The sequence below is a fragment of the Bradyrhizobium sp. genome (assembly GCF_019242285.1).
Classification (GTDB): Bacteria; Pseudomonadota; Alphaproteobacteria; order Rhizobiales; family Xanthobacteraceae; genus Bradyrhizobium.
The window spans coordinates 1-11,080 of sequence record NZ_JAFAVV010000046.1 but is presented as its reverse complement, the minus strand read 5'-3'; the positions used below and the strand labels follow the sequence as shown (position 1 = coordinate 11,080).

At 65.4% G+C, this 11,080-nt stretch carries 13 protein-coding genes and 1 pseudogene; 2 read left to right on the top strand and 12 right to left on the bottom strand.

The window, feature by feature from the left end; all coding sequences use genetic code 11:
* The 4 genes and pseudogenes from JOY90_RS02065 to nth form a co-directional block, all read right to left on the bottom strand.
* Positions 1 to 970 (bottom strand): type III polyketide synthase (locus JOY90_RS02065; RefSeq protein ID WP_291689509.1); only part of this gene is annotated, 970 nt, incomplete at its 3' end.
* 173 nt (positions 971 to 1,143) lie between these two features.
* Complete coding sequence (locus tag JOY90_RS02060; protein WP_291689508.1) at positions 1,144 to 2,352, bottom strand: ABC transporter substrate-binding protein; 1,209 nt, start codon at positions 2,350 to 2,352, stop codon at positions 1,144 to 1,146.
* A gap of 186 nt (positions 2,353 to 2,538) precedes the next feature.
* Positions 2,539 to 2,819, bottom strand: a pseudogene (locus JOY90_RS02055) (HlyD family secretion protein); the annotation flags it as partial.
* Between the two features lie 19 nt (positions 2,820 to 2,838).
* Complete coding sequence (gene nth / locus JOY90_RS02050; protein WP_291689507.1) at positions 2,839 to 3,651, bottom strand: endonuclease III; 813 nt, start codon at positions 3,649 to 3,651, stop codon at positions 2,839 to 2,841.
* Between the two features lie 22 nt (positions 3,652 to 3,673).
* Here nth and JOY90_RS02045 point away from each other — a divergent pair, with 22 nt between their 5' ends.
* Together JOY90_RS02045 and JOY90_RS02040 are read left to right on the top strand one after the other, a co-directional pair.
* On the top strand, positions 3,674 to 4,195 hold the full coding sequence (locus JOY90_RS02045; RefSeq protein WP_291689506.1) for a DUF2244 domain-containing protein: 522 nt from the start codon (positions 3,674 to 3,676) through the stop codon (positions 4,193 to 4,195).
* A 52-nt stretch (positions 4,196 to 4,247) separates the two neighbouring features.
* On the top strand, positions 4,248 to 5,153 hold the full coding sequence (locus tag JOY90_RS02040; RefSeq protein WP_291689505.1) for a bifunctional helix-turn-helix domain-containing protein/methylated-DNA--[protein]-cysteine S-methyltransferase: 906 nt from the start codon (positions 4,248 to 4,250) through the stop codon (positions 5,151 to 5,153).
* A gap of 109 nt (positions 5,154 to 5,262) precedes the next feature.
* Here the strand turns inward: JOY90_RS02040 and JOY90_RS02035 are convergent, their stop codons facing one another.
* The 8 genes from JOY90_RS02035 to JOY90_RS02000 all read right to left on the bottom strand — a co-directional run.
* Entirely contained in the window at positions 5,263 to 5,886 is a 624-nt protein-coding gene (locus tag JOY90_RS02035) for a 2,3-bisphosphoglycerate-dependent phosphoglycerate mutase (RefSeq protein ID WP_291689504.1), read from the bottom strand.
* 27 nt (positions 5,887 to 5,913) lie between these two features.
* On the bottom strand, positions 5,914 to 6,729 hold the full coding sequence (dapB, locus tag JOY90_RS02030) for a 4-hydroxy-tetrahydrodipicolinate reductase (RefSeq protein ID WP_291689503.1): 816 nt from the start codon (positions 6,727 to 6,729) through the stop codon (positions 5,914 to 5,916).
* 76 nt (positions 6,730 to 6,805) lie between these two features.
* Positions 6,806 to 7,108, bottom strand: coding sequence for a DUF1330 domain-containing protein (locus JOY90_RS02025; protein WP_291689502.1), 303 nt, complete (start codon positions 7,106 to 7,108; stop codon positions 6,806 to 6,808).
* Positions 7,109 to 7,134: 26 nt separating this feature from the next.
* Positions 7,135 to 7,848: an orotidine-5'-phosphate decarboxylase gene (gene pyrF, locus JOY90_RS02020; RefSeq protein WP_291689501.1), complete on the bottom strand. Its 714-nt coding sequence runs from the start codon at positions 7,846 to 7,848 to the stop codon at positions 7,135 to 7,137.
* 8 nt (positions 7,849 to 7,856) lie between these two features.
* Positions 7,857 to 8,435: an NADPH-dependent FMN reductase gene (locus JOY90_RS02015; RefSeq protein WP_291689500.1), complete on the bottom strand. Its 579-nt coding sequence runs from the start codon at positions 8,433 to 8,435 to the stop codon at positions 7,857 to 7,859.
* Positions 8,436 to 8,488: 53 nt separating this feature from the next.
* On the bottom strand, positions 8,489 to 9,088 hold the full coding sequence (locus tag JOY90_RS02010) for an rRNA adenine N-6-methyltransferase family protein (protein ID WP_291689499.1): 600 nt from the start codon (positions 9,086 to 9,088) through the stop codon (positions 8,489 to 8,491).
* A gap of 170 nt (positions 9,089 to 9,258) precedes the next feature.
* Complete coding sequence (gene dnaJ / locus JOY90_RS02005; protein WP_291689498.1) at positions 9,259 to 10,392, bottom strand: molecular chaperone DnaJ; 1,134 nt, start codon at positions 10,390 to 10,392, stop codon at positions 9,259 to 9,261.
* A gap of 141 nt (positions 10,393 to 10,533) precedes the next feature.
* A partial coding sequence (locus JOY90_RS02000; RefSeq protein ID WP_291689497.1) for an Hsp70 family protein occupies positions 10,534 to 11,080 on the bottom strand: 547 nt, incomplete at its 5' end.

Here is an 11,080-nt window from a genome sequence, read left to right as displayed (position 1 = left end):
GCGCACGGGCGCGCTCCAGCACGAACAGCACGGTCGGCGCGGACATGTTGCCGTAGTCGGCGATCACGTCGCGCTCGTGATCCAGCGTGCCCTGGTCGAGGGTCAGTGCGCGCTCCAGCGCGGCGATCACCTTTGCGCCGCCGGGGTGGCAGATGAAGCGATCGATATCGGCCGGCGAAAGTTGCATCCGCCCGGCGATCTCGGCAACCGCCGGTCCCATGTGCTCCCTGACGAAATCGGGGATCGTGCGCTGGAAGATCACGCCGAACCCTTCCGGGTCGACGCTCCATCCCATGATGTCGAGCGTGTCGGGCCAGAGCTTCTCCCCCGTCGCCTCGATCCGGGTGGCGCCGCCATCGCCGGCGCGCAGCACGATCGCCGCCGCGCCGTCGCCGAACAGGCTGGCGGCCACGATGTTGGCCTTGGTCAATTCGTCGTGCCGCACGGCAAGTGTGCAGAGCTCCATCGCCACCAGCAGCACGTTGGTCCCGGGCCGCGACTGCGCAAGTCGCGAGGCGATCGACAGGCCCGACACGCCGCCCGCGCAGCCGAGCCCGAACACCGGCACGCGCGACACGTCCGCTCGAAAGCCCATCTGTTTTGCGACCCGCGCTTCGAGCGTCGGCGTGGCGATGCCGGTCGAGCACACGGTGACGATGGTGTCGATCTCGGAGGCCTCGAGATCGGCCTGCGCCAGCGCCTTGCGCGCCACGTTGACGAAGAGGCTTTCGGCGCCCTCGAGAAAGGCCTGCGTGCGCTCAGGCCAGCCGCGCCGCTCCAGATACCATTCGATCGGCTTGACCGCGTAGCGATGATGAATGCCGGTGTTGGCGAACAGGCTGGAAAGGGTATCGAACTCGGGATAGCGGTGAGCGAGGATGCTGGTCGCGGCTTCCAGGATCTGCCTCTGGTGAAATTGATGCGGCGGGACCGAGGTTGCCAATGAAACGAGCGCGGCCGTGTGGTTCATGTACTGTCCCTGCTCTGCTGCTCCACGCACAAGAACCGCACGGAAGGGCCGATATTTCGGCACGCGGCGTGTTCCCTGACGCGGGTCGCTCTCACTATGAGTTGAATGCGGCGTTCATTGGCCGCAATGTTGTCGGCGAGCCGACCCAACTGACGCGGATTCAGGCGCGGGAATCAATGCGCGACCAGCGGACATCCAGCTTCCGCGGGCGGACGAAATGCCTGACCGCCCGGGATGACGCCGAGCATGTTGTAGTAGTCCCACGGACCGCTGGATTGCTCCGGCATCTTCACTTCGGCAAAATACATATCGTGAACCAGCCTTCCGTCGGCGCGGAGACGGCCGTTCCTGACATAGAAATCGTTCACCGGCAGTTCGCGCATCTTCGCCATCACGGCCTTGGCATCGTCGGTGCCCGCGGCGGCAATCGCAGCCAAATAGTGCCGCACGGCCGAATAGACCGCGGCCTGTGCCATGGTCGGCATCCGCCCCTGCTTCGCGAAGAAGCGCCTCGACCATGCGCGGCTCTCCTCGTCGCGATCCCAGTAGAACGCGGTGACGAACTTCAGCCCTTGCGCGGTTTGGAGCTGCATGCTGCTGACGTCAGAGATGAAGATCAGAAGCGCGACCATGCTCTGATTTTTCGTCAGGCCGAACTCGTTCGCCTGCTTGATCGCGTTGACCATGTCCCCGCCGCCGTTCGCCAGCGCTATCACCTTGGCGCCCGACGCCTGCGCCTGCAGCAGATAGGAGCTGAAGTCCGCGGTATTGAGCGGATGTCGCACGCTGCCGAGCACCTTGCCGCCGGCGGCCTGCACGGCCGTGGTCGCATCGGCTTCCAGCGAGTGACCGAAGGCATAATCGACGGTGATGAAGAACCAGCTATCGCCACCGGCCGCCACCGTCGACCTGGCGAGGCTCGTGGTCAGGGCATAGCTGTCGTAGATCCAGGATGCCTCGTTCGGCGTGCAGTTCTTGCCGGTGAACGCCGTGCTGCCGACCGCGCCGGCGATGGCAATTCGGTTGTGCTCGAAGGCGAGTTGCTCGACGGCCAGCGCCACGGCGGAGTTGTCGAAGCCGATCGCCATATCAACCTGCTCGTTCTCGAACCAGCGCCGGGCGACCGCAACGCCGACATCGGCCTTGTTCTGATGATCGGCGAACACGATCTCAACGGACTTGCCGAGAACCACGCCGCCGGCATCCTCCGCCGCCATGCGCGCCGCGGTGACGGAGCCCGGTCCGCCGAGATCGGCGTAGAGGCCGGACTGATCATTGAGGACGCCGATCTTGACGATGTCGTCCGAAACCTGCGCGTGCGCAGCGGAACCGGAGAGCCACAGGACGATCAGGCCGGAGCCGAGCGCGAGCCGCCAATTCACAGATGCCCCCCAATGTCCTGTCCGGTCCCTGCCATGGACCTTGGCGCCGAGGCTATGCCGTGCATCCACCACGGACAAGGACCGATTTCGCGCGAGGCTTCATCGCACCGGGACCCCGCATTTGCGCAGGACGGCTTTGCCAGGCCGAACGGTTCGGGCGTGAACGGCCCTGGCGGCGCGCCCGTCATTGCCGGTCGCATGTCCGGCGGCAGCAGCGCGAACTGCGAGCCGCTCGCCGGCGAAATCCGCTCTACACGACCTTGCAGCGTCCGGTGCGTGAAGCTGCCGACGGTGATCGCGACCGGCTGGCCCGGCGCGACGTGAGTGAGCTGGGTTTCCTTGTAGTTGGCGATCACAGAGACCGGCAGCGGCACGACATTGATCAAACTGGTGCCGATGTTGACATAGTCTCCCGGCTGCACCTGCCGCTCACCGGTCACGCCGTCGAACGGCGCCACGATTTTCGAGGCCCCAAACCCCGCGCGATCAGACCGTCTTCTCGGGCCAGCGGCAGAGATCATTGATCAGGCATACTTCGCAGCGCGGCTTGCGCGCGAGGCAGGTGTAGCGGCCATGCAGGATCAGCCAGTGGTGGGCATGCAGCATGAACTCGGCCGGGATCACTTTTTCGAGCCCGAGCTCGACCTCGAGCGGCGTCTTGCCGGGGGCGAGGCCCGTGCGGTTGCCGACGCGAAACACGTGGGTGTCGACCGCCAGCGTGTGCTCGCCATAGGCCATGTTGAGCACGACATTGGCGGTCTTGCGGCCGGCGCCCGGGAGAGATTCGATCTCGGCACGGGTGCGCGGCACCTCGCCGCCAAAATCCCGGATCAGCTTCTCCGACAGCGCAATCACGTTCTTCGCCTTGGTCCGATAGAGTCCGATGGTCTTGATGTAGTCCTGCAGCCGCTTCTCGCCGAGCGCGATCATCTTCTCCGGCGTATCGGCGACCTCGAACAGCGTGCGCGTCGCCTTGTTGACGCCGGCGTCGGTCGCCTGCGCCGACAGCACCACCGCGACCAGCAGCGTGAACGGATTGAGGTGCTCCAGCTCGCCTCTTGGTTCGGGGTTGGCTTTCTGGAATCGGGTAAATGCCTCGCGGACCTCGTCCGCAGACCACGGTCTTGGGGCCTTGGCGACCTTTGGTCTCGGCGCCATGCGCGCAACTGTGGCGTTAGCCTTGGATTTGACGATAGCCCCGGCCTTGGTACCGGTTTTCACTTTGGCCTTTGCCGCTTTTTTCGGCAACGACCGAACGCCGGCGGTTTTGGCGCGTTGGGTGCGGATGATTTTGGCCATGAAGCCGATATAGTGTCACGTGATGCAAGCAGGCAATCATTTTGACCCAGAGGCAGCGGAGCCGGAATTGTTCTCGGCGCTGCTCACGCCGCATCGATCGCTCAACCAGACCGGCTTCGTGCTGATCATGGTCTTCCTGAGCGTCATCAGCTTCGTCGCGGGCATCGCCTTCCTGATCATGGGCGCCTGGCCGGTGTTCGGCTTCTTCGGCCTCGACGTGCTGGTGATCTATATCGCCTTCAAGATCAACTTCCGCCGTGCCCGGGCGCGGGAGGAGATCTCGATGACGCCGTCGGAGCTCAGGGTGCGCCGGATCAGCTATCGAGGCCATGTCGCCGAATGGGTGCTCAATCCGGTCTGGGTCCGGCTCGACCAGCAGGTGCATGAGGAATTCGGCGTCGAGCGGCTCTATCTGGTGTCGCGGGGGCGCCATGTGGCCATTGGCAGTTTCCTCGGCCCCGAGGAAAAAGCGAGCTTTGCAAGAGCCTTGAACACCGCTCTGCTGGCCGCCCGGCGTGGCGTGACACACAACCCGATCACCTGATTGATCGGGAATCGGGTGGTTCCGCGGGCCGGGCTGTCCTACATCCTCCGGCATGATGATCCATGCCACCCACGACCAGCGCCTGGCCAAGCCGGGCCCCCACAGCGCGGCGCTCCGCGACTATGATTCGGTGCGGCGCGCGATTGCGTTCATCTCCGAGCATTGGCGCAACCAGCCGACCATCGAGGCGGTGGCGGACGCGGCCAGCGTGACTCCCGACGAGTTGCACCATCTGTTCCGCCGCTGGGCGGGACTGACGCCAAAAGCCTTCATGCAGGCGTTGACCCTCGACCACGCCAAGGGCCTGTTGCGCGGTTCCGCCAGCATTCTGGACGCGGCGCTCGACTCCGGCCTCTCCGGTCCGGCGCGCCTGCACGACCTGTTCGTGACCCACGAGGCGATGTCACCGGGCGAATGGAAGACCGGCGGCGCCGGTCTGACCCTGTGCTACGGCTTTCATCCCTCGCCGTTCGGCAATGCGATCGTGATGACGACCGAGCGCGGCCTCGCGGGGCTCGCGTTCGCCGATCCCGGCGAGGAAGCGGTCGTGCTCGCCGACATGAAGGGACGTTGGCCGAAGGCCACCTATGTCGAGGATTTCATCGGCACCGCGCCGCTGGCGCAGCGCATCTTCGATACCAAGCTGTGGCGGCCGGATCAGCCATTGCGCGTGGTCCTGATCGGCACCGATTTCGAGGTGCGGGTGTGGGAGACGCTGCTGAAGATCCCGATGGGCAAGGCGGTTTCCTATTCCGACATTGCGTGCAAGATCAATTCGCCGAAAGCGTCGCGCGCCGTCGGTGCGGCGATCGGCAAGAATCCGGTGTCGTTCGTGGTGCCCTGCCATCGCGCGCTCGGCAAGGATGGCAAGCTCACCGGTTATCATTGGGGCATCACCCGCAAGCAGGCGATGCTCGGCTGGGAAGCTGGGCGGCTCGAGACGTCGCAGGCGGCGTGACCGGATGCGGAATTGTGGGTTGGTTAGCGAAGCGCAACCCACCAACTTTTTTCCGCGGATATCAGGGTGGGTTACGTCTTTGGCTGACTCACCCTGCGAAGCTCCCGTTTCAACTCGCGAGATCGAGCTTCGAAGCCACCGTGGAATCCGGGTTCAGGCGGTAGATGATCGGCACGCCGGTGGCGAGCTCGCGCTTCAAAATGCCTTCCGGCGAGAGCTTCTCCAGAACCATGATCAGCGCCCGCAGCGAATTGCCGTGGGCCGCGACCAGGGTGCGCTCTCCGCGCAGCACGCGAGGCAGGATCTCCTGGACGTAATAGGGCAGCGCACGCGCCAGCGTGTCCTTCAGGCTTTCGCCGCCCGGCGGCGGCACATCGTAGGAACGGCGCCAGACGTGCACCTGCTCCTCGCCCCAGCGTTTGCGCGCATCATCCTTGTTCAGTCCGGAGAGATCGCCATAGTCGCGCTCGTTCAGCGCGAGATTCTTCTCGGTCGGCAGGCCGGTCTGGCCGAGCTCGGCGAGCAGCAGATCGAGCGTGTGCTGGGCGCGGGTCAGGACCGAGGTGAAGGCGATGTCGAACGACAGGCCCTGAGCCTTCAATTTGCGGCCGGCATCCCGGGCCTCGGCGATACCCTGCTCGGTCAGGTCCGGGTCCTTCCAACCCGTGAACAGATTCTTCAAATTCCACTCGCTCTGGCCGTGCCGCACCAGCACGAGAAGGCGATCGCTCATGTTTGGATTCCTGTACTCATTGGCACGCTAGAAATTCTCGAGGCCCAGCACATCGGCCACGGTGTAGAGCCCGGGCTTGCGGCCATGCGCCCAGAGCGCCGCCTTCAGCGCCCCCTGTGCGAACAGCATGCGATCCTCGGCATGATGCGTGAGGACCAGCCGCTCGGCGGCACCGGCGAAGATCACGCTGTGGTCGCCGGCGGCGGTGCCGCCGCGCAGAGATGCAAAGCCGATGTCCCCGGTGCGGCGCGCGCCGGTGACGCCATCGCGGCCGCGCGCCGCGTGCTCGTCCAGCTTGATGTCACGCCCCGCGGCAGCAGCCTGTCCCAGCATCAGCGCGGTGCCCGACGGCGCGTCGATCTTGGCGCGATGGTGCATCTCCAGTATCTCGATGTCGAAGCTCGCATCCAGCGACTGCGCCACGCGCTTGACGAGCGCCGCCAACAGATTGACGCCGAGGCTCATATTGCCCGATTTGACGATGACGGCGCGGGAGGCAACGCTCTGGATGACGGCGTCATCGGAGGCGGAAAGACCGGTGGTGCCGATGACATGGACGATGCCGCGCTCCGCGGCAATGGCGACATTGGCGATGGTGGCGCGTGGCACGGTAAAATCAAGGATGCCGTCGGCTTCGGCCGACAGGTTCCAGAGGTCGGCCGAAAGCTTGACATCGTTCGGCGGCAGCCCCGCCAGCATGCCGGCATCCTTACCGAGCAGCTCGGAGCCCGGCGCTTCCAGGGCGCCGACCAGGACGGCACCGGGGGTCTCGGCAATGGCACGCGTCAGCGTCCGGCCCATCCGGCCGCCCGCCCCCGCCACGATCAAGCGCATCTCAGCCATGGCTCATCCTTTTCCCGCCGCTATAGCGGGAGCGGACCGTTCCGGCAACCTTCGGGAAGGAACCCGGCCGCCGATGTCAGGGCTGCGGACCGTCGTACCCCTCGATGATGACCAGGTCGGCAACCGAGTGCGGCTGCCGCCGCTTGATGTTCTCCTGGTATTCCGCCGAGCGATAGCAGGCGAGCGCGGTCTCGTAGTCGGGAAACTCGATCACGACATTGCGTGAACGGCTCTGGCCCTCCGCCCCCTCGAACCTGCCGCCGCGCACGACGAAGCGCCCGCCGAACTTTTTGAAGATCGCGGGATTGTGGGCCATATATGGCTTGTAGCCCTCCTCGTCATGAACATCGACGCGGGCGATCCAATATCCCTTTGGCATTGCAGCACTCCTCTCACGCATTCTGATCAGGAAACCGGCACGGGCGCGATCTCCGCCAGCACCGATTCGACCACGGCCTCGGGATCGGCAGCTTCCATGATGGGACGGCCGATGACCAGGTGATCGGCGCCCGCCGCGATTGCGCGCGCCGGCGTCATGATCCGCTTCTGGTCGCCACTTGCGGACCCGGACGGGCGGACGCCCGGGGTCACCAATCGCATCTGGTGGCCGACCGTCTTGCGCATGTCCGCGGCCTCCCCCGGCGAGCAGACCAGACCGTCGACGCCGAGCGCCTGCGCCTGCTGCGCGCGCGCTTCCACCAGGTCCGAGACGCCGAACCGGTAGCCGGCGGAATGGAGGTCGTCGTCGTCATAGGAGGTCAGCACGGTGACTGCGAGAATCTTCAGGCCCGAGCCCGCGCGCGCCTCCACCGCCGCCTTCATGGTCTGCGGATAGGCATGCACGGTCAGGAAGGTCGGCGCCAATTTGACGATGCTCTCGACGCCGCGGGCGACAGTGTTGCCGATGTCATGCAGCTTCAGATCGAGAAAGACCTTCTTGCCCTGATCGGCGAGCTTGCGGACCAGCGGCAGGCCGCCGGCAAAGGCGAGCTGATAGCCGACCTTGTAGAACGTCACGCTGTCGCCGAGCCGCGCGACCATCGCCTCTGCCGCATCCACACCGGGGAGGTCGAGCGCGACGATCAGCCGGTCGCGAAGCGCAATGTCGGATGGTGCCATGGATCGCCTCATATCATGCGTTGGGAAACATCGATCAACTGCCGGACCAGCGCCTTCAAGGCTTCGGTATCCGCCGGATTTTTCAATCTGTCCATCTCGTCATAGGCCTGGTCGGCGAACGACAGCGCGAGCTGGCTGGCGATGACGGTGGCCTGACAGGCCGACAGGATCAGCCGCAGGGCCGCCAATGCCCGCGTGCCGCCGAGCCGGCCCTCGGAGGCCGCAGCGATCGCGAACGGCCGCTCGCGGAACACCTGGCCGCGGGCCTCCTGCGGTTCCTGCACGCGCGTGACCCAGTCGATGGCGTTCTTCAGGAGCGGCGGCACCGAGGCGTTGTATTCCGGCGTGACGATCAACACGCCATGATGTGTCCCCATCATTCGTTTCAGGTTGACGGCCTGCTTCGGCACGCCGGATTTCGCCTGCAGATCGCCGTCGTAGAGCGGCAGCGGAAAATCGGCGAGCGAAATTCGCGTCACGCCGACGCCAGCCTGGGCGAATTCGTGCGCGGCCGCCGCCGCCAGCCGCACATTGTGCGAGCCGGTCCGCAGCGAGCCGGGGATCACGAGGATTCGTGGCGCGGTCATCGGTCAGCTTGCGTTGGGGACCGATCCCACCGCGACAGCCGCAAGCAGCAGGATCAGTCCTTGCGATACACCCAGACCCGGGCCGGCGGAAGGTTCATCCAGATCCGCTCGGAGGCCTCCGTGGAAACGCCCGGCAGCGACTTCGGGATCGGCGGCACCACGGAATAGGTGAACTGGACGAAGGGCGCGCCGGGCGCAAGCGCCGTAAATGCGTCGCGGATCAGCCTCAAGCGCGTCAGCATCGGCTTGGTGACCAGCGGCAGGCCGGACACCACGGCCGCCGCCGGCGCACTCAGGATGTTCCAGAGCGTGTCCCGAAGCCGGTAGGCGTCGCCCTGCACCACCTTGGCCTGGGGATAGCGGTCACGCAGCAGCGCGCAGAAACCGGGATTGTATTCGACCAGCACGAGCCGCTTCTGGTCGACGCCGTGCTCGATCAAAGCGTTGGTGATCGCACCGGTGCCCGGCCCCAGCTCGACCACGGCGCCGGCACCATCGGCGTCGACATATTGCGCCATGGTGCGTGCCAATGGCCGCCCGGACGGCATCACCGCACCCATATGCAGAGGCTTCTCGATCCATGAACGAAGGAAACGGACCTCATCGTCGAGACGAGGAGGTTTCTTCAACGCACGCACCGATTGCAATGGCATGGGAGTACCGGACGGGACCGCACGTGTCGCGGCGGATGTCAGAAAAGGTTCATAAAGACCTATAGGGCGCGGGCGGGGCGGTCAAGCTGAACCATCTCGTCGCGGAGGCGGGCACGCCCTGCAATTCCGCGCTAACACCATGAGCTGTCGAAGTATTTTCGGAGCGCCCGTCAGCCGGCGGCGCCCTTGCCAAAGAAGTCCTTGACCTTGGCGAAGAAGCCCGTCGCCTCCGGCTGTGTCGTGTTGGAGGACAGCTTCTCGAACTCGGCCAGCAGCTCCTGTTGTTTCTTGGTGAGATTCTGCGGCGTCTCGACCACCACCTGGACGTACATGTCGCCGGTCTGGCGCGAACGCAGCACGGGCATTCCCTTCGCTGCGATGCGAATGCGTCGACCCGACTGCGTACCTGCCGGGATTTTCACCTTGGTCTGGCTCTGGTCGATGGTCGGCACCTCGAACTCGCCGCCAAGTGCTGCGGTCACCATCGAGATCGGCACGCGGCAGTGCAGGTCGGCGCCGTCGCGCTGGAAGAATCCGTGAGTCGATAGCGAGAGGAAAATGTAGAGATCGCCGGCCGGACCGCCGCGGACGCCGGCCTCGCCCTCGCCGGCCAGCCTGATCCGCGTGCCGTCCTCGACGCCTTGCGGGATGTTGACCGAGAGCGTGCGCTCGCGGGTCACCCGGCCCGAGCCGATGCAGGACGGGCAGGGATCCTCGATGGTCTGGCCGCGCCCCTGACAGCCGGAGCAGGTGCGCTCGAGGGTGAAGAACCCCTGCGACTGCCGCACCCGTCCGGCGCCGCCGCACGTCGAACAGCCCTTCGGCTTGGTGCCGGCCTTGGCGCCCGTGCCCGAGCAGGATTCGCAGGTGACGGAAACCGGAATTTCGATCTGCGCGGTCTTGCCCTGAAACGCCTCCTCCAGCGAGATCTCCATGTTGTAGCGGAGGTCGGCGCCGCGCTCGCGCCCGCCGCCGCGGCCGCGCTGTCCGGCCATGCCGAACAGGTCCTCGAAAATGTCGGAGAAGGAGGTCGCGAAACCGGCGCCGAAGCCGGGGCCACCGCCCATGCCGCCCTGCTCGAAAGCCGCATGGCCGTAGCGGTCGTAGGCGGCCCGCTTGTCACCGTCGCGCAGGACCTCGTAGGCCTCGTTGATCTCCTTGAACCGCACCTCGCTGGCCTTGTCGCCGGGGTTGCGGTCCGGATGCCACCTCATCGCAAGCTTGCGAAAGGCCGACTTCAGCCTGCCGTCATCCGCGTCGCGTTCGACCTCAAGGGTTTCGTAGTAGCAGCGCTTGCTCGACATCAGTCATTCGCCCGAACATCATCCTCATGCCGAGGGGTCTTTCCTGGAAAGGCAGCCATCGGCCCAATAAAGAAAATGACCCTCATTCCGGCGAGACGCACTGCGCACTCACGGAATGAGGGTCATGATCGTCACCCGTCGTCAGGCAGATTTCTTCTTGTCGTCGTCGACTTCGGTGAATTCCGCGTCGACGACGTCATCCTTGGCAGCGTCCTTGGCCGCATCGCTCTCGGCCTGCTGCTTGTACATCGCCTCGCCGAGCTTCATCGAAGCCTGCGCCAGCGTATTGGTCTTGGCCTTGATCGCCTCGGCATCGTCGCCCTTCAGCGCTTCCTTCAGGTCGCTGACGGCATCCTCGATGGCGCGCCGCTCGGTCTCGGCAATCTTCGAGCCGTGCTCGGAGAGCGCCTTCTCGGTGGAATGCACCAGCGCGTCGGCGTGGTTCTTGGCGTCGACCGCCTCGCGGCGCTTCTTGTCGGCAGCCGCATTGGCCTCGGCGTCCTTGACCATCTTCTCGATGTCGGCTTCCGACAGGCCGCCGGAGGCCTGGATGCGGATCTGCTGCTCCTTGCCGGTCGCCTTGTCCTTGGCCGAGACGTTGACGATGCCGTTGGCGTCGATGTCGAAGGTGACCTCGATCTGCGGCATGCCGCGCGGGGCCGGCGGAATGCCCATCAGGTCGAACTGG